Origin of the sequence: Halocynthiibacter namhaensis, assembly GCF_000812685.1 — a bacterium.
Lineage (GTDB): Bacteria > Pseudomonadota > Alphaproteobacteria > Rhodobacterales > Rhodobacteraceae > Halocynthiibacter > Halocynthiibacter namhaensis.
Genome location: NZ_JWIF01000073.1, coordinates 35,575 through 58,628, shown reverse-complemented (window position 1 = coordinate 58,628; position 23,054 = coordinate 35,575). Strand labels below are relative to the sequence as shown.

25 protein-coding genes are annotated in these 23,054 nt (G+C 52.8%); 11 read left to right on the top strand and 14 right to left on the bottom strand.

The window, feature by feature from the left end; genetic code table 11:
* Nucleotides 1–118: 118 nt before the first annotated feature.
* The 8 genes from RJ38_RS16295 to RJ38_RS18305 all read left to right on the top strand — a co-directional run bounded on the left by RJ38_RS16295 (nt 119) and on the right by RJ38_RS18305 (nt 6,434).
* Nucleotides 119–697, top strand: coding sequence for a DUF4178 domain-containing protein (locus tag RJ38_RS16295; RefSeq protein WP_052245492.1), 579 nt, complete (start codon nt 119–121; stop codon nt 695–697).
* Nucleotides 694–1,995, top strand: a complete 1,302-nt coding sequence (locus RJ38_RS16290) for a DUF4178 domain-containing protein (RefSeq protein WP_039019931.1) — start codon at nt 694–696, stop codon at nt 1,993–1,995. The genes RJ38_RS16295 and RJ38_RS16290 overlap by 4 nt, the downstream gene beginning before the upstream one ends.
* A 1-nt stretch (nt 1,996) precedes the next feature.
* Nucleotides 1,997–2,155: a hypothetical protein gene (locus RJ38_RS19130; RefSeq protein ID WP_202903901.1), complete on the top strand. Its 159-nt coding sequence runs from the start codon at nt 1,997–1,999 to the stop codon at nt 2,153–2,155.
* A 15-nt stretch (nt 2,156–2,170) separates the two neighbouring features.
* Entirely contained in the window at nt 2,171–2,395 is a 225-nt protein-coding gene (locus RJ38_RS16285; protein ID WP_039019930.1) for a DUF350 domain-containing protein, read from the top strand.
* On the top strand, nt 2,392–3,930 hold the full coding sequence (locus RJ38_RS16280; RefSeq protein WP_039019929.1) for a polyamine aminopropyltransferase: 1,539 nt from the start codon (nt 2,392–2,394) through the stop codon (nt 3,928–3,930). Before RJ38_RS16285 ends, RJ38_RS16280 begins: the two co-directional genes overlap by 4 nt.
* A 71-nt stretch (nt 3,931–4,001) precedes the next feature.
* Nucleotides 4,002–4,958, top strand: a complete 957-nt coding sequence (locus RJ38_RS16275; RefSeq protein ID WP_039019928.1) for a Gfo/Idh/MocA family protein — start codon at nt 4,002–4,004, stop codon at nt 4,956–4,958.
* A complete protein-coding gene (locus RJ38_RS16270) occupies nt 4,955–5,650 on the top strand; it encodes an acylneuraminate cytidylyltransferase family protein (RefSeq protein ID WP_039019927.1) in 696 nt (231 codons plus the stop codon). The genes RJ38_RS16275 and RJ38_RS16270 overlap by 4 nt, the downstream gene beginning before the upstream one ends.
* Nucleotides 5,643–6,434 (top strand): SDR family oxidoreductase, encoded by a 792-nt coding sequence (locus RJ38_RS18305; protein WP_052245491.1) that lies wholly within the window; start codon nt 5,643–5,645, stop codon nt 6,432–6,434. Before RJ38_RS16270 ends, RJ38_RS18305 begins: the two co-directional genes overlap by 8 nt.
* 64 nt (nt 6,435–6,498) lie before the next feature.
* Here the strand turns inward: RJ38_RS18305 and neuC are convergent, their stop codons facing one another.
* From neuC to RJ38_RS16230, 7 genes are all read right to left on the bottom strand, one after another.
* Entirely contained in the window at nt 6,499–7,617 is a 1,119-nt protein-coding gene (gene neuC, locus RJ38_RS16260) for a UDP-N-acetylglucosamine 2-epimerase (RefSeq protein ID WP_039019926.1), read from the bottom strand.
* 52 nt (nt 7,618–7,669) lie between these two features.
* Nucleotides 7,670–8,698 (bottom strand): N-acetylneuraminate synthase family protein, encoded by a 1,029-nt coding sequence (locus RJ38_RS16255; RefSeq protein ID WP_039019925.1) that lies wholly within the window; start codon nt 8,696–8,698, stop codon nt 7,670–7,672.
* A 72-nt stretch (nt 8,699–8,770) separates the two neighbouring features.
* The gene (locus tag RJ38_RS16250) at nt 8,771–9,778 is read right to left on the bottom strand and encodes a KpsF/GutQ family sugar-phosphate isomerase (RefSeq protein ID WP_039019924.1); all 1,008 of its coding nucleotides are present in this window, start codon (nt 9,776–9,778) and stop codon (nt 8,771–8,773) included.
* A 50-nt stretch (nt 9,779–9,828) separates the two neighbouring features.
* Entirely contained in the window at nt 9,829–10,650 is an 822-nt protein-coding gene (gene kdsA / locus RJ38_RS16245; protein ID WP_039019923.1) for a 3-deoxy-8-phosphooctulonate synthase, read from the bottom strand.
* A complete protein-coding gene (locus RJ38_RS16240) occupies nt 10,647–11,453 on the bottom strand; it encodes a 3-deoxy-manno-octulosonate cytidylyltransferase (protein ID WP_039019922.1) in 807 nt (268 codons plus the stop codon). Before RJ38_RS16240 ends, kdsA begins: the two co-directional genes overlap by 4 nt.
* A 153-nt stretch (nt 11,454–11,606) precedes the next feature.
* Nucleotides 11,607–12,221: an HD domain-containing protein gene (locus RJ38_RS16235; protein WP_238321742.1), complete on the bottom strand. Its 615-nt coding sequence runs from the start codon at nt 12,219–12,221 to the stop codon at nt 11,607–11,609.
* The gene (locus tag RJ38_RS16230; protein WP_039019921.1) at nt 12,218–13,102 is read right to left on the bottom strand and encodes a phytanoyl-CoA dioxygenase family protein; all 885 of its coding nucleotides are present in this window, start codon (nt 13,100–13,102) and stop codon (nt 12,218–12,220) included. The genes RJ38_RS16235 and RJ38_RS16230 overlap by 4 nt, the downstream gene beginning before the upstream one ends.
* A 107-nt stretch (nt 13,103–13,209) precedes the next feature.
* On the opposite strand from RJ38_RS16230, the gene RJ38_RS16225 reads away from it, so the two are divergent.
* Complete coding sequence (locus RJ38_RS16225) at nt 13,210–14,112, top strand: LysR family transcriptional regulator (RefSeq protein WP_039019920.1); 903 nt, start codon at nt 13,210–13,212, stop codon at nt 14,110–14,112.
* Here RJ38_RS16225 and rlmH read toward each other — a convergent pair.
* From rlmH to choX, 7 genes are all read right to left on the bottom strand, one after another.
* Nucleotides 14,100–14,570 carry a 23S rRNA (pseudouridine(1915)-N(3))-methyltransferase RlmH gene (gene rlmH / locus RJ38_RS16220; protein ID WP_039019919.1) on the bottom strand — a complete coding sequence of 157 codons (471 nt, stop codon included), beginning with the start codon at nt 14,568–14,570 and terminating at the stop codon, nt 14,100–14,102. The genes RJ38_RS16225 and rlmH overlap by 13 nt on opposite strands.
* A 9-nt stretch (nt 14,571–14,579) precedes the next feature.
* The gene (gene rsfS, locus RJ38_RS16215; protein WP_039019963.1) at nt 14,580–14,945 is read right to left on the bottom strand and encodes a ribosome silencing factor; all 366 of its coding nucleotides are present in this window, start codon (nt 14,943–14,945) and stop codon (nt 14,580–14,582) included.
* Nucleotides 14,946–15,111: 166 nt separating this feature from the next.
* Nucleotides 15,112–16,533, bottom strand: coding sequence for an amidase (locus tag RJ38_RS16210; protein ID WP_082005805.1), 1,422 nt, complete (start codon nt 16,531–16,533; stop codon nt 15,112–15,114).
* Nucleotides 16,508–17,878 (bottom strand): mechanosensitive ion channel family protein, encoded by a 1,371-nt coding sequence (locus RJ38_RS16205; protein ID WP_082005804.1) that lies wholly within the window; start codon nt 17,876–17,878, stop codon nt 16,508–16,510. Before RJ38_RS16205 ends, RJ38_RS16210 begins: the two co-directional genes overlap by 26 nt.
* 93 nt (nt 17,879–17,971) lie before the next feature.
* Nucleotides 17,972–18,997, bottom strand: a complete 1,026-nt coding sequence (choV, locus tag RJ38_RS16200; protein ID WP_039019918.1) for a choline ABC transporter ATP-binding protein — start codon at nt 18,995–18,997, stop codon at nt 17,972–17,974.
* A complete protein-coding gene (gene choW / locus RJ38_RS16195; RefSeq protein ID WP_039019917.1) occupies nt 18,994–19,830 on the bottom strand; it encodes a choline ABC transporter permease subunit in 837 nt (278 codons plus the stop codon). Before choW ends, choV begins: the two co-directional genes overlap by 4 nt.
* Before the next feature lie 84 nt (nt 19,831–19,914).
* Nucleotides 19,915–20,832, bottom strand: coding sequence for a choline ABC transporter substrate-binding protein (gene choX / locus RJ38_RS16190; RefSeq protein WP_039019916.1), 918 nt, complete (start codon nt 20,830–20,832; stop codon nt 19,915–19,917).
* A gap of 81 nt (nt 20,833–20,913) precedes the next feature.
* Between choX and betI the strand changes: the two genes are divergently transcribed.
* Nucleotides 20,914–21,498: a transcriptional regulator BetI gene (gene betI, locus RJ38_RS16185; protein ID WP_156121911.1), complete on the top strand. Its 585-nt coding sequence runs from the start codon at nt 20,914–20,916 to the stop codon at nt 21,496–21,498.
* Complete coding sequence (betC, locus tag RJ38_RS16180; RefSeq protein ID WP_039019915.1) at nt 21,495–23,009, top strand: choline-sulfatase; 1,515 nt, start codon at nt 21,495–21,497, stop codon at nt 23,007–23,009. The genes betI and betC overlap by 4 nt, the downstream gene beginning before the upstream one ends.
* Nucleotides 23,010–23,054 lie beyond the last annotated feature (45 nt).

Genomic DNA, 23,054 nt, shown 5'->3' with positions numbered 1-23,054 from the left:
CATCAACCGGTTGGCGGCAGGAATGCGTCGTGATAGATATATGGAAATACGACATCCAATTTAAAATATTGCCCCATAAGGAATACTTAGTTTGAATTGCCCTAATTGTGGAAGCGCATTGATTGATTCATTTGTTTCCGCGAAAATGACCACTTGTGAATCTTGCGAAACCACTCTTTTTCTGGATGGCCAACAAATGGCGATGGCGGGAAAAAGCGGCGTGATGCATGATATTCCGCAATTGTTTCATTTGGGTGAAACTGCGATTGTTGATAATGATGAATACCAGATCGTCGGGCATGCGCGTTTTGAGTATGGACCGGGTTCGTGGGACGAATATTGGGCTTTGGATGAAAATGGCACCGGACGGTGGATATCCGTCGATGAGGGAATCGTCATTTTACAAAAACGGGTGTCCTCTGATGGGTTACCAGCGTTCAATCAAAAACCTAAACTTGGCGAGACCTTCCGGGCGTTTGGTGACACTTATCGGGTTACCGAGGTGGATCAGGGCATTTGCGTCGCTTTGCGCGGCAGCTTTCCCAAGGTGATGGCATTGGGGGAAACCTTTGAATATGTGAATTGCCTTGATGAGTATGACGAACAGCTATCTGGCGAATTCTCGGGCGGGGAAGTGGACTGGTTTCGTGGAGTGTGGTGTGACCCATTTGAAGTGCGGGTGGTATCGGGACCATGACACGCACAAATGAACTGAAATCTGTTAACTGTACATCCTGCGGGGCGGGCCTTGATATTTTGGGCGGTGGTCGCGTGCAGGTGCATGCTTGCGGGTATTGTGGTTCTGTCTTGGATGCACAGGAGAACTACAAGGTTATCAAGCAATACGCTGATCTAAAGCGCCCGGAAAGCCCGTTTTCCATTGGTATGTCGGGTATCATCCAGGGTGTCGAATTTACGATCATTGGCACTTTGGGTTTTCAGGAAAGCTGGGGTGGGCGGCGATGGACTTGGACAGACCATCAATTGTTTTCCCCAACGCATGGATATGCTTACCTGACTGTCGAGCGCGGGCATCTGACTTTTACGCGCGCGTATCGCAAGGGAACGCGGCCCAATTGGATCACGTCCAAAACAGTCGAGATTGCCGAGAGCAGGCCGTCGGCTTCCAGTAATGGCGATCGCTATCAATATTACGACACATCGACATCGCAGCTGACGTTTGTTGAGGGGGAATTCAATTGGCACCCTGAGATCGGTCGCGCGACGATGAGCGTAAACATGATGTCAGAAGACGCCATGCTCGCTTTCACCGAGACGACAACAGAACGCGAAGTGCACAGAACGATCTATCTGCCGTTTACGCCGACATGCACAAGCTTTGGTATCGCGGATGCGCTGGCCCCAAGTGATGTGCACAAACTGATGCCCTATAAAGCCGGCCAAAACGAAGGCTTTTTGCGAAATGCAAGTTTGATATTTCTTGCGGTGTCTCTGGTTTTGACGATGTTTCTCTTGGGGCAATCGAAGGGAAGCCATGTCTTTCTAGAACGACTGTCCGCAAATGATCTTCCCGCTGAATTAAGTATCGAAATTTCCCGTCCGGATCAGTTGGCGCGGATGAGTTTATCTGCTGATGTTAATAACAGCTGGGCTTATTTGGATGTTGCGTTGAGCGACCCCAACGGTGACCCTGTATTCGAGGCAGGTCGCACGGTTGAGCTTTATCGTGGAACCAGTTCTGACGGCGCTTGGCGCGAAGGCAACAAACAGACCACGATCAGTTTTCGCCCCAAGTTGGCGGGTGCCTACACGCTTGAAATTGGTTCCAGTGAAAGCGGAAGATGGGGGAATACATCTGGGCGTGCGTTTGGCGCGGTCACGGTGCGTGTGACCGACGGGGCTGCAACCACACGCTGGATGCTGGGCTTAATGCTTGTTTTCGCAGGGATTTCAGCATACCAGATCGCCCGACCAATGCTGCATTCTAGACGGCGGTGGTGGGGCAGTGATTGGGTTGACGAGGACGACGATTAATATGAACATCATGCGCATCATTTTCATCACAATCAGTCTGTCTGCGATCGGCGGGTTTTATTACCTGTCGTATATGGGGGTCATGGGTGAAAGCCGTGATTTGGACCGGTCTGTACGTTTGGGCGGCCCGTCGGGCGTGTCAAACGGACGGGTCAAATAAATAAGAGGTACTAAAATGGACTTATTCTCAGCGATCTCCCTGGCGGAAGTTGTCTCGACCATCGTCTTTTCGATGATTGGTATTGTTATCCTTATGATCTGTTGGTGGGTGATAAAAACCTTTTCGCCGTTCCCGATCATCAAGGAAATTGAACAAGATCAAAACACAGCGTTGGCGATTTTGATCGCCTCGGTGTTCTTATCCTTGTCGCTTATTATCTCGGCAGTCATTCTATCATGACATCAACCGGGGCGTCTGATTTGCGCCCAATTTGGCTGTTGTTGGCGACGTTTTTGGTTGCCGTATCAAGCCTGATTTATGAACTTATTGCGGCGACGCTTTCCAGCTATTTGCTGGGGGATTCGATCCGCCAATTCAGCTTTGTCATCGGGGTGTTTTTATCTGCGATGGGGTTGGGCGTGTGGCTTTCCCGGTTCGTGGGCTCGGCCGTTTTGGGCTTTGTCTGGGTTCAAATTGCGATTGGGTTGATCGGGGGGGCCTTGGCTCCGACGTTGTTTTTCGCCTACGCTTATCTTGGCGATATCGCGTTTCTATTATACGGCTTGTTGGGCATGATCGGGCTTTTGTCCGGGATGGAAATTCCGCTGATTGCACGCGTGTTGAAAGATATTGGCGCCGCTTCTTTTCGCTTTGAAAACGTGTTAAGTGTTGATTACGTCGGGGCCCTGGTCGCTTCTTTGGCGTTCCCAATTTTGATCATTCCACACTTTAGCCTGACGTCAGCGAGCATTATTTTCGGCTGTCTCAATCTTGGCGTTGCTGGCGGTTCAATTTGGGTGTTCCGAGACAAATTACCCGTGAAGATTTGGTTGGGCTGGGGGGGCGCTTTTGCCCTGTCGCTGGTCGCCCTTGTGAATTCCGAACGCATGGTGTCTGTCGTAGATGCTGCAATGTTCGAAGATGATATTATCATCAACGAAACAACGGCTTATCAGAACATTGTGGTCACACGTTTTCGCGATAGAACACGATTATTTCTCAATCATTCCATTCAATTTGATACCTTAGATGAACACCGATACCACGAATCCTTGGTGCATCCGGCCATGGCATCCACCCCACGTCGCGCCAAGGTCTTGATCCTTGGTGGAGGCGACGGAATGGCTGCGCGCGAAGTCTTGAAATACCCGGATGTGGAAAGCATCACATTGGTCGATTTGGATCCGCGTATTACTGATCTATTTCGCACGCATTCGGATCTCACGGCGCTGAACTCTGGGTCACTTCTTGATCCGCGTGTGACGGTACTGGCCGATGACGCGTGGCTATACGCAGAGGCCACGCCAAATGTCTTTGACGTTATCATTGTGGATCTTCCTGACCCTAAGTCCGTGACTTTATCCAAGTTATATTCGTTGGAATTTTATGCGATTTTATTGGAACGCCTGTCGCCCCACGGTGCGATGGTGACCCAAGCCGGATCGCCAATGTTTGCGAGGGATGCCTATTGGTCCGTCGTTGAAACATTAGAAGCCACCCGCAACCCTGCCGCGCCGGACCCCCTAAGCGTTACCCCTTACCACACCTATGTTCCAAGTTTTGGCGATTGGGGTTTCGTGATCGCGCGCCCCTTGGCGCTGGCCCAAAAGGAGGTCTCCTTCCCGCCGGATCTAGAGTATATGCAGCCCGATACGTGGGAAAGTTCACAAGTGTTTGCGCGTGACGTGGATCGCACGGATGTCGAAGCAAATTCGATAAGATCCCATCCGCTTGTTGCCTATTACCAGCAGGGTTGGGATGTTTGGTTCCGCTGACCAATGGCGTGCTTTTGCTTTTGTCTCTGGGGCGGATATAGGGTATTTAGCTGGAAAATGATGGGGTTCTTGTGAATAACAAACTTAATATCCTCGTGATCGGCGCGGGATCAATCGGCAAACGTCACCATGGAAATCTTCTAGAACTGGGCGCGAAAAGTCATTTGATGTCTTGGCGGGATGGCGGGCATGAACGCGCCAGTGATTTGATTTCCAGCGGGCAATTTGATGCGGCGGTGATCGCAACCGCAACTGATATCCGATTGGAGTTGATTGCGTTATGTGCCGCGAATGATCTGCCGATTTATATCGAAAAGCCACTCGCGTTTGATCCGGTGACTTTACGCCAGATCTATGAAGTTGCTGCGCCCATTAAAAGCCGCAGCATGGTTGGTTTCATGATGCGTTATCATCCGGCATTCCAAATGTTGGCATCCGCAGACCTGTCTGGAATCTATGGGTTTAACTTCGAAATTGGCCATGATGTTACGCAGTGGCGGGAAAATTGGACCTTTTCGGAAAGCTACGCGTCGAACCCTTTGGGGGGGGGCGTTTTATTGGATCTGTGCCATGAAATTGATATGGCACATTGCTTGTTTCCGGGCGCTCTGGACGTTGACGTGGCAAGCCTTGGCCACACCGACTTTCCAAATGTCGACTTTGCGTCGCGGGTGACCATGACCGGGAAAGATGCCCCGAGCGGCACCGTCACGATGGATTACCTCGCGCCCGTAAGCACCCGCAAGATTGCTTTGCGTGGTATTGATGCTTTGTATGATTTTGATCTTGGGGCGCAGTCCTATCAGGTTCGCACGGCCAATGGGGTTGATCAGCTTGATCGGCCTTTGGAGCGCAATGAAATGTTCATCGGGATTATGCGCGACTTTCTGGCGCTGGTGCAGGGCGAGCAGACGTCTTCAACGCCACATATGCCACGTATGGATCGAGTTTTTGACAGTTGCGATCTGATCGCGCGCGCTTGGCAGGCACGTAAATTTCACAGTTCAATCACAGGGATCGTTACATGATTATTGGCCACATTGGCGCACGTAAAGGCAGCAAAGGCGTGCCGGGAAAGAATTTTCGCGACATTTGCGGCAAGCCCTTGATCGATTGGTCTTTAGATCAATTGTTTGAAAGCAAACGGGTGGATGCCGTCGTTGTATCCACTGACAGCGAAGAAATTTACGCCCATGCCGTGGCAAAAGGGGCGCTTGAAATTGGGTTGCGCCCGGCTCATTTGGCGACGGATACTGCGGGTAAGTGGAACGTTTGGCAGCATGCGCTGGAAGAGGCTGAAAAACACGTTGGCCCGGCCAGCGCGTTTCTTGATCTCGATTGCACCTCTCCTTTGCGGATCGAGGAAGATATTGATCAGGCGTTGGATCTGTTCTTCGCGCAAAAGCCTGACATGGTGATGTCTTGTTGTGATGCGCGTAAGAATCCCTATTTCAACTTGGTTGAACCGGATGAAACCGGGGCGCTTCATGTGTCGAAACCACTTCCTGGAGGTGTTGTTGCACGCCAGCAAGCGCCCGTGGTGTATGAACATGCTGCATCGACCTATGTGGTTGATCCGGCCTATCTAAAACAAGCACAAGCCCTGTTTGAGGGGCGCGTAATTCCCTATGTAATGCCCGCGTCGCGGTGCTTGGATATCGACGAAGAGTTTGATTTTCGTCTGGTGAAACTTTTGATGCAGGAACAGCTCAATGGATAAACAGTTAAGCGATAAAACCATCTTTCTCACCGGTGCAGGTGGTGTTTTGGGCAGCACGTATATTCGTCGTATGCTGGCGGCGGGCGCAACGATTGTCGCCACGGATCTGCCGGGCCATCGCGCCGATGCATTGAAGGAAGCCCATGGGGAAAACTCGGCGTTTAATTTCTTTGAGCTGGACGTTTCAAGCGAAGAACAGATCACTGAGATTTTCAAAGAAGTGCAAGGTGCTGGCTTGAACCCAAATGTTGTCTTGAACAACGCGGCTATCACGGGTGAAATGTTGATGGGGGCCGGGAAAAGCTTTCCTGACTTTGCAAATACCACCGTGGATGATTGGGAAAAAATCCTGCGCACCAATTTGACAGGTGCCTTTATGGTGGCCCGCCAAATGGATCGTGACATTGTTGGGAAATACCCTTCGACTTTGGTGAATGTTGCGTCCATGTATGCGCTGAACGGTCCGCATCATGAAATTTATGACGGCATGCCGTTCAAGAATTTCTCTGCCTATTCAACGACAAAAGCGGGTGTGCACGGGTTGACCTTATGGCTTGCCGGATATTGGGCGCCCCGCAAGGCTACGGTGAATACCATTTCACCAGGTGCCGTGTTTAATGGCCATTCGGAAGAGTTCCAGAAACGTGTGAGCAATCTCATTATGGCCGGTCGTATGGCGGAACCAGATGAGATCGCAGACGCGATGTTGTTCCTGTGCTCTTCACAATCTGCCTATATGACGGGTCAGATGATCAATGTGGATGGCGGCTTTAGCGGCTGGTAACAACGACCATAAAGCACGGGCAACGCGTCATGTTATTAGCGCGTTGCCCGTCCGTGGATTGGGCCTAAGTGGCGTCCACGAATTCTTTCTGCAAACCACCCTGCCAAAATTCGGGATCTTGCAAGGTTTTGACGAAGCGTTCCGTGGCATTCCCTTCGCCAAAAGCCGTGTGTGGCGGGTAACGCTTGCCCCATTGGCTTTCTAGGAAATCACTGATGTTTTGGGCATCCAAAGCTGCGGTGCTGTGGATGGATGGGCCCTGAGCGCGGTTGGTCTGGCGCGTGCCCACGTCAAGGGATGGCACCCCCAAGAACGGCGCTTCACGCACGCCTGCTGAGCTGTTCCCAACCATGACACTGGCATTTTTCATCAGTTCAGAGAAATGTGCAAATCGCATGGACGGGATGGCACGGAATTGACTGTTGGGCAGTGCATTTATGACGTCGAAAATCGCTTCGGATCCTGGGTCATTGTTTGGCAAGATTAGCACGAAATTACGGCCCGATGCCTTAAGCTGCCCATATAGGGTTTTGGCCTGAGCCTCCATTTGGCTTGCTTCAGAGGTCACGGGGTGGAACACACAAATCCCATAGTCATCAAAGCCGATGTCATAGCGTGATTTCACCTCAGCCAAGGACACGCCCGAGTTTTGCGAATGAAAGTCAAGTTCAGGCGACCCAATGACGTGGACGCTTTCGACGGGTTCGCCAAGGGCCTGAACACGTTTTCCTGCGGCAGCCGAGCTGACGAAATGATAATTGGCCAGTTTTGAATTGCAGTGCCGGAAGGTTTCATCAATTGTTCCAGACACTTCGCCGCCTTCAATATGGGCACAGCGCACGTAATTCGTCGCACAGACAAGGGCGCAGGCCAGGGCTTCGACGCGATCGCCATGAACGATCACAAGGTCAGGTTTTTGTTCGGCGACAAAATCAGAAAAGCCAAGAACAGTTTTCGCAAGGATGGTATCTTGGGGGTCACCTGCGCGCTGGTTCATGAATTCATAGCTGACGATCCCCGGTGTCTTCTGGACTTCCAGTTTGGTCAGGCCATAGCGCGCCATCAAATGCATGCCTGTGACAAAGAACGACACTTTGAACCCAGCCAGCCGCGCCGCAGTGGCAAGAGGTTCAAGTTTGCCGAAATCTGCACGGGTACCGGTGACGAACAAAAGGCTTTGCATTGATGACGATCCGTTGGGTTGGCTATGAATAGCTGGGGGCAAGGCGCAAGACTTAGTCGAAATCAGACCATTTCAATTGCTGATTATGCGTCACGGCAACTTTCAGGGTTTTTCCGACGACTTTGTCAAAATCATATCCTGCAATATCACCTGAACCTGGGCGGCGTGCCCAGATATCGGCTTCGGTGATCAAATGTCCTACGGGCAGGTCTTTGTCTGCGACAACACTGGCGCGGGCAAAGCGATACACGTCTTCTTCAGGGCCGGTGCGCTGCTTTTCATTGTGCAGGGCCGTGTGGATTTCTTTCGAACGATCAATGAGAAACTTCAGCTCAGCTGGGTCCATGGAACATGAAATATCCGGCCCCTTGCGATAGCGGCTATCGGTGTAATGGCGTTCCAAAATTGTCGCGCCAAGCGCAACGGACGCCAAGGCCATTGTCGGCCCAATCGAGTGATCTGAAAAGCCAACCGTCGCATTGGGGAAGGCCGCTTTCAGGTCAGTCACACCCTTCAGGGAGACGATTTCTGGCGGACTTGGATACAGATTTGTACATTCCAGCAACGCGTATTCTACACCAGAATCCTCAAGGATCTGAACGGAAGCGCGCATAGTTTCAATGGTTTGCATGCCAGTCGACATGATGATCGGTTTGCCGAACCGTGCGATGTGACGGATCAATGGAAGATTATCAGCTTCGCCGGATCCAATCTTGAAACCGGATACATCGATGTCATTGAGGAAATCGGCAGCAGCGCGCGAAAACGGGGTCGACAGATAGATCATCCCCAGGCTTTCGGTGTAATTCTTCAACTCGATCTCGTCTTCACGTGACAAGGCGCAACGCTGCATCACTTCCCAGATCGACACATCGGCATTCGGCGGAAAGATCTGCTGCGCCTCGGCCGTCATTTCATCTTCGACGATATGGGTTTGGTGTTTCACACATTCACAACCCGCATCACGCGCCATGCGCACCATTTCCTTGGCGACGTTTAGATCACCTTCGTGGTTGATCCCAATCTCAGCAATAACGAGAGGGGGATGAGCCGGGCCAATTTCGCGATGTGCAAGTTTCATAGGGTCTCTCTTCAAAGTGGATTGGTTATGGCTGACAAGCCAAGGGGCAATTGTCAAGAAAGGGGCATGTGATCAAGCAACACCACGTTGCAACATTTGCAGCACGGTGACCAGCCCAACGGGCGTGTCATTTTCAGTCACAAAAGCCGCCGTGATGAGATTGGTTTGCATGATATTGAGGGCACGCGCACTAAGTCGTTCTTGATCCAAAGTGACGCCATTTGGGGTCATCAGTTGCGCAGCCGTCGCGGCGAGGATGACGGATTGCATGGTGCCAGATGTGTTTTTCTCAAGGTATCTACGGATGTCCCCATCGGTGATCACACCAACCAGTTTTCCGGCCGTGTCCTGAAGCCCAACAATGCCGAAGCCCTTGTTGGAAATCTCAGAGATAACTTCGATGATCGGGGCGGTTTCTGGCAATAGGGGAAGTTGGTCGCCCTTGTGCATGAACTCGCTGATGGGCTGCAACACAGATCCAAGCTTGCCGCCGGGGTGGAAATTGCGAAAGCTTTCCTCAGAAAATCCACGCATACGCAGCAGGGTCACGGCCAAAGCATCACCCATGGCCAATTGCAAAAGCGTGGATGTTGTGGGGGCAAGATTGTGGGGGCAGGCTTCTTCCGCGCGGGGCAGAACGATTGGAAATTGTGCTTTGCGGGCCAAAGTTGAATTGGCATTCCCAGTGATCGCAATGATCGGCACGTCAAACCGCAAACCATAAGCAATGGTGTCTGACAATTCGCGGGTTTCCCCGGACCATGACATCAACACCAAGACATCATCGCTTTGGATCATGCCAAGATCACCATGGCTGGCCTCGGCCGCATGCACAAAATAGGCGGGTGTTCCGGTGGATGAAAACGTTGCCGCAAGTTTGCGTGCGATATGGCCGCTTTTGCCCACACCGGACAGGATCAAACGGCCCTTCATCTCAAACATGACCTGGGCAGCTTCGGTGATAATCTTCGCCAATTTAGGCTCTGATACGCTGGTTAGGGTCTGTTCAAGCCCGTTTTGAAAGACCTGAAGGGAATCCAAAACAGATTGCAGAGGTGAGATTTTGTTTGATGTGGGCACGTAAGAACCTCATTGTCCGATTGATAAAAAGTCGAAGATTTCAACCGTGTTTAGATCTGCTTTGTTAGGTCGTCATAGGCCTTCAAGCGTGTGAGAAGGGCCTTCATTTCAGCCAAGGGCACCATGTTCGGCCCGTCACTTGGGGCGTTGTCGGGGTCTGGATGTGTTTCAATGAACAAAGACGAACAGCCGACCGCCAAAGCCGCGCGTGCCAATGGGGGAACGAATTCACGCTTGCCGCCAGAGGATGCGCCATTGCCGCCAGGGAATTGCACCGAATGGGTGGCGTCAAACACAACGGGATACCCTGTTTCCGCCATGATCGGCAGGCTGCGGAAATCGCTGACCAGCATGTTATAGCCAAAGGATGTGCCGCGATCCGTCAACAGAATACGGTCATTGCCCGTGCTTGCGACTTTATCGGCGACATTGGCCATATCCCAAGGCGCCAGGAACTGACCCTTTTTGACATTGATCGCCGCGCCGGTTTCACCCGCTGCCAGCAGCAGGTCAGTTTGGCGACACAAAAACGCTGGGATTTGCAAAATATCGACGGCTTGCGCGGCAGTCGCACATTGATCAGCGGAATGGATGTCGGTCAAGGTGGGGCAGTTGAACTCGGCGGCGATTTTGCTGAGGATGGATAGACCTTCCTCAATGCCAAGTCCGCGTTTGCCGGACATGCTGGACCGGTTTGCCTTATCAAAACTGCCTTTGAAGACGAAAGGGATGTTTAGGTCATTGCAGGTCGTCGCCAATGTTTCCGCAATGGCGCGACTGTGATCCAAGCCTTCAAGTTGGCAAGGACCCGCGATCAATACAAAAGGTGCGTCATTGCCAAAAGTGGCGTTTCCAACGGTTACAGTTTTCATTCCCAGCCTTTCTCACGCAGGACGGTTTCGATCCGTGCGACATCTACGGGGTTGTTCAGTTCCCAAAATACACGCCCACGCCCTTCGACTTCTACGCAGCGCACAGGCACGCCATTGGCCAAGAACCGCAGTTGTTCCAAGCCTTCAAGTTGTTCTAACACGCATTCACCCCAATTTACATATTGGGTCAATGTGGCCGGGCGATAGGCATAAGCGCCGACGTGGTGAAAGACGGGTGTCTCGGCGCCGGGTGTATAGGTATCATCCGTATAGGGCAGCACTTCTTTTGAAAAATACAGCGCATCGCGGGCGGTGTTGAACACGGCCGTGGTGCCACCAACACGCCCGTTGCGGCGGTCTTCGCGGAAGTTTTTCAAGGTCAATCCATCACAGCGCAGAACCGGCGTTGCCATCCGCACGGATTTGTCACGGCGCATTTCGGCGATCAAATCGGTGATAAACCAAGGGGGCGTCAAAGGCGCATCGCCTTGCAAGTTCACCACGATGTCGGGTTGGCTTGGCAGGCTGCGCAAGGCATCCGCCACACGTTCCGTGCCATTTGCACAATCGGTTGCGGTCATCAGAACATCGGCACCAAAGGCACGTGCTGCATCAGCGATCCGTTCGTCATCCGTGGCGACATAAACGCCATCGACACCATCCACTTCCATGGCGGTGTCCCAACTGCGTTGGATCAATGATTTCGAGACACCTGTTGCGCCAACAAGCGGGGCCAATGGTTTACCCTCAAAACGGGTGGAACCATAACGGGCGGGAATAATAATCACGGCTTTTTCTGTCATACCACCCTGATGCCGGATAATCGCCAAAAGGCCAAGCCCTTAACTGCTTTGGCGGTGATGGCGCGTCGCACCGGCAAAGGAATGCCGATACGAGGATTATATGTGTCTATTCCAGCGCTTTTGGGGGTTATTTCCCCGTAATATACATTGGTTTTAGACATGAATGCCGATTGACATATTCTCTTGGATCACGTCGGGGTCATAGGCTTTGCGTGCAAAAACTTCGCGGACCATGGGTTCGAAATACTCAAGCGGTTTCATCGGGTAATCGGGGTCAAAGGCGCTTTGGTCCCAGCGTTCACAGAAGGTGGCGCAAGTGTCAAAGCAGGGATGATCTTTGAATTCATCACGTGCGTTTTCGTCCCAATTGTAATGGCGCGCGTAATATAACATCTGGAAAATTCCGTGATGCTCAATACACCAAGCGACCTCCCAGCGCACGAAGGGGCGGATGACTTCGGCCGAAAAACGATCATGGTTTTGCGGGGCCAATCCGTCGCCGATATCGTGAAGCAGTGCCGCAACGATCCAGTCGATGTCAGCCCCATCAGCTTCTGCGCGCGTGGCAGATTGCAAGCCGTGTTGCAGCCGTGTGATCCGATAGCCTTCAAGGGATGCTTCCCCTTGGCGACGCATCTCGTCCATGACGCGATCTGCGGTCAATGCGTGATAGGGGTGCTCAAGCTCGGCCAGTTTTTGATATTCTTCTTTTGTGCCGTCTTTCATCTGCGTGAAGGACACTTTGTAATCTTGATCCGCTTGCGTCATGCGCTGGCTTCCTTTCCGGCATAAAGGGCGATGTCATGTTCAGCACCCGCAGTTAATGTCGCCTGTTGATCCTGAATGATCTTGTCATAAAGCGACAGATCTGCCCGGTGAAATACATCACGGGGACCGGCAATGTTCACCCATCCACGCGCAGCATCTGTTCCGCGCACCAACATCGCATAATCACGACCAGGAAGACCATCGCGGACCTCAGGGGTGACGTATCGAATGGCCAAACCTATGCGTCGGTCATCAGATCTATTGGGGCCAGACGCATGAAAGCAACGCCCATGGTGCAGGGACATTTCACCGGGCTTTAAAGCCCCCATCTGTGCGTCTTCTTCGCGAATCCCTGCAATCTGTTGTCCGCGCGACAGAAGGTTGTTTTCATCTTGCGTGTCTTCGTGATCCACAATCCCATTTTTATGGCTGCCAGGGATAAAGCGCATGCATCCTGCTTGTTCGGTGACGTCACTTAGAGCGACCCAAGCGGTGACTTCGTCATTGGTTTCGCCCATGCCCCAATAGGTGATATCCTGATGCCAAGACACGGTTTTTTCGGTGTGGGCTTCTTTGATGAACAACTCGACGGACCAGACCAAAAGATTGTCGCCCAGTATGCTTTCAACGGCGTCTAAGATGGCGGGGGTCTTGGCCAATTCCGCCAAAAGCGGGATCACCACATGTCCGTTCACGCGAAAATACTGGTTCAAGTCCTGTCCGTTTGCACCAGCGCCATGTGACGCCTCAAGCGTTTCGATTTCATGTCGAAGTTGCGCAACCTTATCCGTGCTGAAGACGGGGATGTTGCAGGCGAATCCACGGGTTTCATAATGATCGCGTTGATCTTGGCTAAGGCCATTGGGAACGGTGTATGTCATTTTTCATCTCTGATGGTTGAGGCAATTCAGTTCATCAAAGGGCAGGCACTGGGCCAAGGAAAGAAATATGTCTTGCGACTTAGGGAAAGCTGAGCTTAGCCTGCGACATGGGCCATTCTCGAATTCCATCCCTCAATTGGTTGCGCGTGTTTGAAGCGGCCGCGCGTGAAGAAAGCTTTGCGCGAGCAGCTGAAAAACTCAACCTCAGCGCGCCCGCCGTCAGCCAACAAGTGCGCGCTTTGGAGGATCATTTGGGGCGTCAATTGTTCGTACGTGGCCCTCAAAAAGTGCAGCTAACCCCGGCGGGTGCAGCGTTTCTGCCCGTGGTGCAGCAAGCCTTGGCATCGGTGGAAACCACCGCCGCCGCCCTGTTCGGTGGGCAAGATCAGAAGTCGATCACATTGCAGGCGGTTTCGTTATTGGCCATGAGTTGGCTGCCATCCCGGCTTGCCGCTTTTGAAGAGGCCAACCCAGGCATGCGGGTTAACTTGATCACCGGCGAAACATTGTCAGACTTTCGGACGATCCTTCCCGGGCGTGAACCTGATTTGCAGATTGCCTTTGGTTCAGTGACAGATTTTGCGGATACGGCTGAACCTTTCCTGCGCGAAACATTGCGGGTTGTGGCAAGGCCGGAAATGGTTGCGGGCGTGCAGTCGGCGCAGGATCTGACATCGCATGGTTTGTATGAGGTGGCGGCACATCGATCTGGATGGCATCAGGTGTTGGCGACCCAACCGGATGTGGATATGCGTGACATGGATTTAAGGATGGTGGATTCAACGCCGCTTGCGTTTTCGTTCGCGGGGCAGGGGCTTGGTTTTGCTTTGGCACGTGCGCCAGCCAGTGATGATTTGGTTCAGGCGTTGGGTTTGAAGGCCTGTCCGCTTTTCCCACCAGTTCCCGGCGTGCAACGATATTTTTTCCTTACGCCCGGGGGCAGAGCGCTGTCCCGTGGTGCGCAAAAACTGAAATATTGGCTGAAATCCGAAGGGGATCACACGCGGTGATATGGGCTTCCGGCCAGGATCGATGCCGCGCGATACAATTGTTCTGACAGCATGACACGTGCCAGCATGTGGGGCCAAACCATTTTCCCCAAACTGATCGAGAAATCAGCTTTTGCCCGCAGGGATGGATCAATACCATCCGCACCACCAATGATGAAACATAAGTCTTGCGCACCGCCATCGCGAAGATCGGCGATCTTATTGGCGAAATCGGGTGATGTCAGGATTTTCCCGCGTTCATCCAAGGTGCAAATACGTGCGCCTTTGGGGATGGAACGTTCAAGCAGAACGGCCTCGGCGGTCATGCCGCCGCCCTTTTTCGCGTCGACTTCGGCCATGTTCAGAGGACCAAGACCTAAGGCGCGGCCGCTGCGATCAAACCGTGTTTGATAGTCGTCGAAAAGGGTGCGTTCCGGTCCGGCGCGCAAACGCCCGACCGCAGAGATTTGAACACGCATCGCGCTAGATTACGCGTTGGTGTCAGTCATGGAGCCTGGATCAAGCCACATTTTTTCCAGCTGATAGAACTCGCGCACTTCAGGGCGGAAAACATGAACAATCACATCGCCAGAATCGACAAGAACCCAATCGCCTTGGTCTTTGCCTTCAAGTTTGGACAGACGTCCAAAGTCGTGTTTCAGCTTGTCAGCCAGCTTTTCAGCAATACCGATCACTTGGCGTGTTGAGCGACCTGAACAAACGACCATGTGATCCGCGATTGCAGATTTTCCAGCCAGATCGATTTGCACGATGTCTTCGGCTTTGTTCTCATCGAGAGAGGTAAGAATGCTCTCAAGCAACACAGCGCTTGAAGGGGCGTTTGCCTCGGGCAGTGATTTCGACTGTGCAGTGGCGTCTTTCGCGACTACGTTATCAGCCGCACTTGTAGATTGAGACAGGGTCTTCCCTCCTAAAAACGCGCCGCAAAAGCTCGGCGCAGAGCTTCCTTTAACGGTATCACCACGCGCGCGAAAGCTCAATCGGCATCTGCTGTACTATTTATTCGGGCCTTGGTGGGTGGTTTTGCGGAAGTTGCGTTGCTTGGTGATATAGATCAGCAAGCCCCAGGACCTGTGCGTCCTGTGCGTTTTTGCCGATCAACTGCAATCCCATGGGCAGGTTTTTCGCACCGAACCCGGCCGGGATAGACACCGCAGGAAGCCCGATCAATGACGCGGGAACGACGACTTCCATCCAACGATGATAACTGTCCATCTGCTTGCCTGCGATGGATTTTGGCCAATCTAGATCGGCGTTAAAGGGGAATAATTGTGCGGATGGTAGGGCCAGTAAATTGATGTGTGTGAGGCGCGCAATTTCGCGGAACCAATCGGAACGAATGATGCCGGCATGGTGAATGTCTGTGGTGCTATAACTTAGGCCGCGTTCAATTTCCCAAACATGGGCGTCTTTCAAATGGGCACGTTTCTGTGGATCACGATACAAGGCAATTGAGCTTAGCGCGACGGAATGGCTGCGCAAAATGCACCAACTGTCCCATAGCGATTCGGGTGCAATTTTTGGTGTATATTCGACGATCTCACAGCCAAGATTACGTAAGATATCAAGCGCCACTTCGCATTGTGCCAACACCCCATTTTCCATGGGAAGATAGCCAGACCAGTCTCTAATCCAGCCAATAGTGACATTTTTGGGGTTAATCTTTTCCATACCATTATAGGCGGGAAGTGAGATCGGTTGTCGAGGATCGGGTTGCCCGATGACTTTCAACATCATGTCCATGTCGCGCGGGGATCGGGCCATTGGGCCGTTGGTTGACAGCCCTTGTGACCAAGCATCCCCCTGCGGATCTTTCGCAACCAATCCCGCGGATGGGCGAAACCCATAGACGTTGTTCCACCCCGCAGGGTTGCGCAGACTGCCCATCATGTCTGACCCATCCGCAAGTGAAACCATGCCCGTTGCAAGTGCTACGGCCGCGCCGCCGCTGGAGCCGCCAGCACTTGTGGATGTGTCATATGGGTTGCGCGTGACGCCGAAAATCGGGTTGTAACTGTGACTGCCAAGACCGAATTCGGGCACGTTTGTTTTGCCGATGATCAGAACACCAGCGGCGCGCAAGCGCGCGACCATGATGCTGTCGGCGTCGGGAATGTGATCGGTAAAGATAGGCGAACCGCTGGTGCTGCGCAGCCCCTTGGTGTCTTCGAGGTCTTTGATCGCCATGGGCAATCCCCAAAGCGGTTGATCCGGGCGCGGGCCTGCGGCATCCATCGCGTCGGCCTCGGCCAAAAGATCGGCGTTTGGGCGCAGCGACACAATTGCGTTTACTGATGGATTGATGGTTGTGATTCGCGCAAGACAGGCCTCAAGCACCGCGCGCACGGTGACCTTTTGTGCCTGCAACATTTCAACCAAATCGCAGGCGTCATATTCAGTCAATAATTTGGGGTGTGTCATTGTTGCTCTCGTTCAAAATTCGCACTTCACGTTGGGGAAAGGGAAGGTCAATTCCATGTTCCTTGAACGCATCCCAAAGCGCCAGATATACATTGCCGCGAATGTTGGTCAGCCCGCCGGTTGGGTCTGTGATCCAAAACCGTAAAATATAGTCAACGGAACTGTCCCCAAATCCCACGATATGGCAAACGGGTGCCTTGGCGGTCAGCACGCGTCCAACGGATTTTGCCGCATCAATCGCAATTTTGCGGACGGCATGCGGATCACAGCCATAGGCCGTGCCAAAGTAAATATCGAGCCGCACAAGGTCATTGGAATGCGACCAATTCACCACTTGGCCCGTGATCAAATCCTCATTCGGGATCAAATATTCACGACCATCACGGGTGACCACGGACACATACCGCGCACCCAAACTGTCGATCCAGCCAAAGGTATCGCCCAGCGAAATCACGTCGCCAGGTTTGATGGATTTATCGAGCAAAATAATGATGCCTGATACAAGGTTTGATACAACTTTTTGCAAACCAAAGCCAAGGCCAACACCGATGGCACCGGATAGAACCGCAAGACCTGTTAGATCAAAACCAACGGCTTTCAGCCCGATAAAAAACGCGGATCCATATAGGACCATCTGCGCAAATTTCACCACCAAGACCTGCATGGAAGGCGAGATTTCCTCATTGGAACGCACTTTGGTTGCCGTGGCCGTGGAAACCAGCTTGGCACCAAAAATCAACAGGCCCGTAACCGCGACGGCTTTGAAAACCACAAGGATAGACAGGTGAAAATCGCCAAAATCAACGGCTGCGGAATCGAGGATATTACTGGTCGTGTCGAGCAGGCCTAGGTAATATAGGGTCACCCATGCCCAGCCGCCACCGCGTACAAGGCGGCGCAGAAATTCGCTTTTGATGACGATCGTTGCAAGTGTGATTGCCACCCAGGCGAAGCTGACGGTGCCTATCAGGGCCAGCAAATATGTGCGGGATGGGAAGGTGTTTAGTACCTCTCGCATGTAAAGAATGACCGACCATTGCAGTATCACAAATAAGATCAAAGTCGTGCGACGATGCAGGATCAGCAACCACCGCAATTGCCATTTTGGGCGACCTTCCAAGCCGCGCATCCAGTCGTGTATGCGTGGGGCGATCCATGCTTGAAGCCCCCAAGCGACGATAAAGACTGCGACCGTGATCGCGACTTGCCACAGTTGATAGGGGCGTAGCAGCCCTTCGATGAACACCTGAAGCTGGGCCAGAAAGCCTTGTACTTCGGCGGTCAGTTCAGGGGGCAATTCAGGGGATGCCGGATCGGTGACGGGCTGGGTCGTATCGTTTTCCATGCTCTACTGTTGCATGCGGATCTGGGCGCGACAATGGTGTATGGGGGAAATTGCAGGCGCGGGCGATTTTCACCGCCCGCTGGCATGTTGGGGTTAACTGCGTGGGTCGAGAAGTTTGCTTAACACGCGATCCTTGGTGATTTGGCCAATCACCTCGTCGCCATCTTTGACAGCCACTGACTCTGTGCTGTCTCCGATCAATTCCATCACGTCGCGAATATCCATGTCTGGCGCAACAAAATGATCCGGATCGCCCGTAACCGGCACCATCACATCGCGCGCACATAACACGCCAAGCGGGTTCATATGGGCGACGAAATCAGCCACGTAATCATTCGCAGGGTTTGAGAAAATCTCCTGCGGGGTGCCACATTGCACGATGCGCCCGCCTTCCATAATCGCGATACGATCACCCAGTTTGAAGGCCTCGTCCAGATCGTGACTTACGAAGATGATGGTGCGTTTCAGATCGCGTTGCAGATCCAAAAGTTCATCCTGCAATTTCGTGCGGATCAGCGGATCAAGCGCGGAAAATGGCTCGTCCATCAGCAAAATTGGGGCTTCGGTTGCAAAGGCGCGGGCCAGACCCACACGCTGTTGCATCCCACCGGACAATTCGCCAACTTTGCGATCCGCCCAATCGGACAGGCCAACCAGCGCAAGTTGTTGGTCAACCTTTGCGTTGCGTTGCGTCTTCTCCATGCCCGCAAGTTCAAGCCCAAGTCCCGCATTTTCACGCACAGTGCGCCAGGGCAGCAGGCCAAATTGTTGGAAGACCATGGACACATGTTTCTGCCGTACATCGCGCAGGGTGGCGGCGTTGCAGCTGGTTACATCGACCATTTCCTGGCCATTGTTTACACGCACAGCGCCGCGCACCACGGGGTTCAACCCGTTGACCGCACGCAAAAGTGTGGACTTGCCAGATCCAGAGAGTCCCATAAGAACAAGGATTTCGCCTTCTGCCACGTCAATAGAGCAATCATGCACGCCCAAGATCTGGCAGGTTTCAACCTGCACTTCAGAACGGGTTTTCATTTCATCCATCAAGGGCAATGCCGTTTGTGGTTTGTCGCCAAAAACGATGGATACATTGTCGAATTCTACAGCGTTTTTCATGATTTTGTCTCCACCCGCAACATGCGATCAAGCGCAATTGCGACGGCCACAATCACAAAGCCACTTTCAAAACCTTTGGCGGCGTTCACTGTGTTCAACGCACGGATCACCGGGATGCCCAGGCCATCAGCACCAACAAGGCCGGCGATCACAACCATGGATAGGGCCAACATGATGGTCTGGTTCAGACCCGCCATGATTTGCGGAAAGGCATAGGGTAGCTCAACCTTGAATAGGGTCTCACGCGGGGTGGCGCCAAAGGCGCGCGCAGCTTCTTTCAGGGCAAGAGGAACTTGGGAAACACCCAATTGCGTCAAGCGGATAGGGGCAGCAACGACGAAGATGAACGTCGCAACAAGGCCCGGCACCATGCCGATGCCAAAGAGAACGATCATCGGGATCAGATAGACAAAAGTTGGGATGGTTTGCATCATATCAAGGATGGGTTCGACCGCGCGATAGGTGCGGGGGTTGTGGGCAAAATAAATGCCCAGAGGCACACCAACAGCCATACAGAAAAAACCGGCATATAAGATCAATGTCAGGCTTTCTGCGGTCTCATCCCAATAGCCCTGATTGATCACGTACAAGAAACACAGCGTCACGATGACAACGCGTTTCCAATCTTTCTGGATCAGCCAAGTGATGCCTGCGAAGATGACAACCATCAGAAGAGCTGGAGGGTATTGCAGCAGTTCAACCGTGCTGTCGATCACCCAAGAGAGCATGGTCTCGAGACCGTCAAAAAACCAGGAAAGATTATCTTTCAGCCACTCAAACGCGGCCTTCATCCACTTCCCGACAGGTATTTTTTCCTCTGTCAGCCAATTCATTGCGCACCCTCCCCGGTGGTGTCTTAATCTAAAGTGAACGGCCCCAGATGATCACCAGGGCCGCTCGAATTTGTTGTGAATTACTTACATGTCGAATGCGTGCTTCAAAGCTGCAAACGCGTCGGCACCGTCTTTGGTGGTCACGCCTGCAAGCCAAGGCTCAACCGCATCCATGTTCGCGGTGATCCATGTTTTGGCAGCGTCGTCTGCTTCTTCGCCACCATCAAGAATTGCGCCCATGACTTCGTTTTCCATCGCCAGTGAGAATTCGAGGTTTGTCAACATTTTGCCAACGTTCGGGCATTCAGCAACGTAACCCGCACGTGTGTTGGTATAGACGTCACCTTCCGCGCCGAACCATTCTTCGCCACCGGTCAGATATGTGACGTCGAAGTTAGAATTCATTGGGTGCGGCGCCCAACCAAGGAAGATCACTGGTTCGCCCTTGCTGTCAGCGCGTTCAACCTGTGCCAGCATGCCTTGCTCAGAGCTTTCAACAACTTCCAGCGCGGACATGCCGAATGTGTCGGCTTCGATCAGATCCATAACGATGCGGTTGCCGTCGTTGCCTGGTTCGATGCCATAAATGGTGCCGTCAAGCGCGTCAGCATGTGTTGCAAGGTCTTTGAAATCCGCGATTCCAAGGGCCGCACCCGCAGCGTTTGTCGCCAATGTATAGGCGGTTCCATGCAGGTTTGCGCGTACGGTATCAACGGTGCCAGCTTCGCGATATGCTGCGATGTCACCTTCCATGGTTGGCATCCAGTTGCCAAGGAAAACGTCGATGTCGCCTTCGGCCATGGACACGTAAGTCACAGGAACGGAAAGAACTTTAATGTCGGTCTCGTAACCGATCGCTTCTAGGATCGTTGTGGTCACAGCGGTGGTCGCGGTAATGTCGGTCCAGCCCACATCGGAGAAAGTAACAGTGCCGCAATCTGCAAGTGCTGGGCCTGCGAGTGCGATCAGCGCGAGGGCGGATACTGAAGTCTTAAAAGTCATTTTTGGCTCCCTGGTTTTTTCTTGATTGACGAGTCAATTAAAATCATTGAAAGCTATATGGCAAGTCTTTTGGAGAAAAATATGCCCAAGCTCGGGATGGAACCTATCAGGCGGGATGCCTTGGTGAAAGCGACGATTGCAGAAATCGGGCGCGCGGGTTCCCTTGACGTTACGGTGTCTCAAATCGCGAAACGTGCGGGCATGTCTTCGGCGCTTGCGCACCATTATTTTGGCGGAAAAGAACAAATCTTCCTCGCGGCAATGCGTCATACTTTGTCTTTATACGGGGCGTCTGTGCGTGGTGCATTGACGGTGGTGAAAACCCCGCGTGATAGGGTAGAGGCCGTGATTGCAGCAAGTTTTGAGCCAGGACATTTTCGACCAGAAGTCGTATCTGCGTGGTTGAATTTTTACGTGCTGGCGCAGACCTCGGATGAGGCGCGCCGTCTGTTGCGGGTCTACCAAAAGCGTTTGAATTCCAATCTATTGGCAGGTTTGCGCCCCTTGTTGGGTGCAGAAGCAGATCATGCCGCAGCTGGCGTGGCAGCAATGATTGACGGCCACTATATCCGGCGCGCCTTGCACGAAATTGAAGAAGACGCAGAAGGGGCCGCAGATATTGTGGTAACCTATCTAAATGCATTGTTGGGGGATCAACAACCATGAGCGATAAAAAGCAAAACATCCTGATTTTGATGGTGGATCAGCTGAACGGAACGTTGTTCCCGGATGGCCCGGCAGACTGGTTGCATGCGCCGAACCTGAAAAAGCTTGCCGCAAAATCTGCGCGCTTCAAGAATTGCTACACCGCCAGCCCATTGTGTGCGCCGGGTCGCGCCAGCTTTATGTCTGGCCAATTGCCCCGCCGTACTGGCGTTTATGACAACGCCGCTGAGTTCCGCTCGGATATCCCCACTTACGCGCATCACCTGCGCCGCGCGGGCTATCAAACCTGTCTGTCCGGTAAAATGCACTTTGTTGGCCCCGATCAGATGCATGGTTTTGAAGAACGCCTGACCACCGATATTTACCCTGCTGATTTCGGCTGGACGCCTGATTATCGCAAACCGGGCGAACGTATTGAGTGGTGGTATCACAACATGGGATCGGTCACGGGTTCTGGCGTTGCTGAGATCTCCAACCAGATGGAATACGACGATGAAGTCGCCTATAATGCGACCCGCAAAGTCTATGATTATGCGCGCGGAAAAGACGACCGTCCGTGGTGCATGACCGTCAGCTTTACCCACCCACATGACCCCTATGTGGCGCGTAAGAAGTATTGGGATTTGTATGAAGATTGCGAACATCTTCTGCCCGAAGTCCCTGCTATGGCGTATGAAGACCACGACCCACATGCGCAGCGTATCTTTGATGCGAATGATTGGCGCAACTTCGATATTCAGGAAGACGATATCAAACGGTCGCGCCGCGCCTATTTCGCAAACATCTCCTATCTTGATGATAAGATTGGTGAAATTTTGGAAGCGCTGGAAAGCACCCGTCAGGAAGCGACCATTTTGTTCGTCTCTGATCACGGTGATATGCTGGGCGAACGCGGGCTTTGGTTCAAGATGAACTTCTATGAAGGTTCAGCGCGCGTGCCCTTTATGGTCGCGGGCCCTGGCGTGACACCCGGTTGCTATGACACGCCGGTTTCCACGTTGGATATGACCCCAACTTTGGGTGCGCTCGCGGGCCTTGACTTGTCAGAAATTGAACCCTGGGTTGATGGTGAAAACATTCTGCCCATCACGCAAGGCGTTGAACGCGACAGCCCGGTTGCGATTGAATATGCTGCCGAGGCATCTTACGCGCCGCTGGTTTCCCTGCGTTACGGCCAGTGGAAATATAACCGCTGTGGGCTTGACCCGGATCAGCTGTTTAACCTTGACGATGATCCGCATGAATTAACCAACCTAGCTGATGACCCTGCCCATGCTGCCACATTGAACAGCTTGCGTGCCAAGTCCGAAGCGCGTTGGGATCTAGATGCGTACGACGCCGAAGTCCGCGAAAGCCAGGCGCGCCGCTGGGTTGTCTATGAAGCCCTGCGCAATGGCGAATATTTCCCTTGGGATTACCAGCCGCTGCAAAAAGCATCTGAACGCTACATGCGCAATCACATGAACCTCGACAATGTTGAGGGCGACGCACGTTTTCCCCGCGGGGAATGATGCCACCCGTCTTTCACCTTCCTTAAATACTCCCGCCGGAGGCAC

Coding starts and splice junctions, on each gene's coding strand:
- RJ38_RS16280 (WP_039019929.1), top strand. CDS start 2,392: ATGACATCAACCGGGGCGTCTGATTTGCGCCCAATTTGGCTGTTGTTG.
- RJ38_RS16205 (WP_082005804.1), bottom strand. CDS start 17,878: ATGGAAAACGATACGACCCAGCCCGTCACCGATCCGGCATCCCCTGAA.
- RJ38_RS16290 (WP_039019931.1), top strand. CDS start 694: ATGACACGCACAAATGAACTGAAATCTGTTAACTGTACATCCTGCGGG.
- RJ38_RS19130 (WP_202903901.1), top strand. CDS start 1,997: ATGAACATCATGCGCATCATTTTCATCACAATCAGTCTGTCTGCGATC.
- RJ38_RS16235 (WP_238321742.1), bottom strand. CDS start 12,221: ATGACGCAAGCGGATCAAGATTACAAAGTGTCCTTCACGCAGATGAAA.
- betI (WP_156121911.1), top strand. CDS start 20,914: ATGCCCAAGCTCGGGATGGAACCTATCAGGCGGGATGCCTTGGTGAAA.
- RJ38_RS16230 (WP_039019921.1), bottom strand. CDS start 13,102: ATGACATACACCGTTCCCAATGGCCTTAGCCAAGATCAACGCGATCAT.
- choX (WP_039019916.1), bottom strand. CDS start 20,832: ATGACTTTTAAGACTTCAGTATCCGCCCTCGCGCTGATCGCACTCGCA.
- choW (WP_039019917.1), bottom strand. CDS start 19,830: ATGAATTGGCTGACAGAGGAAAAAATACCTGTCGGGAAGTGGATGAAG.
- kdsA (WP_039019923.1), bottom strand. CDS start 10,650: ATGAAAACTGTAACCGTTGGAAACGCCACTTTTGGCAATGACGCACCT.
- RJ38_RS18305 (WP_052245491.1), top strand. CDS start 5,643: ATGGATAAACAGTTAAGCGATAAAACCATCTTTCTCACCGGTGCAGGT.
- RJ38_RS16285 (WP_039019930.1), top strand. CDS start 2,171: ATGGACTTATTCTCAGCGATCTCCCTGGCGGAAGTTGTCTCGACCATC.
- RJ38_RS16255 (WP_039019925.1), bottom strand. CDS start 8,698: ATGAAACTTGCACATCGCGAAATTGGCCCGGCTCATCCCCCTCTCGTT.
- neuC (WP_039019926.1), bottom strand. CDS start 7,617: ATGCAAAGCCTTTTGTTCGTCACCGGTACCCGTGCAGATTTCGGCAAA.
- RJ38_RS16240 (WP_039019922.1), bottom strand. CDS start 11,453: ATGACAGAAAAAGCCGTGATTATTATTCCCGCCCGTTATGGTTCCACC.
- betC (WP_039019915.1), top strand. CDS start 21,495: ATGAGCGATAAAAAGCAAAACATCCTGATTTTGATGGTGGATCAGCTG.
- RJ38_RS16225 (WP_039019920.1), top strand. CDS start 13,210: ATGGGCCATTCTCGAATTCCATCCCTCAATTGGTTGCGCGTGTTTGAA.
- rlmH (WP_039019919.1), bottom strand. CDS start 14,570: ATGCGTGTTCAAATCTCTGCGGTCGGGCGTTTGCGCGCCGGACCGGAA.
- RJ38_RS16210 (WP_082005805.1), bottom strand. CDS start 16,533: ATGACACACCCCAAATTATTGACTGAATATGACGCCTGCGATTTGGTT.
- RJ38_RS16270 (WP_039019927.1), top strand. CDS start 4,955: ATGATTATTGGCCACATTGGCGCACGTAAAGGCAGCAAAGGCGTGCCG.
- choV (WP_039019918.1), bottom strand. CDS start 18,997: ATGAAAAACGCTGTAGAATTCGACAATGTATCCATCGTTTTTGGCGAC.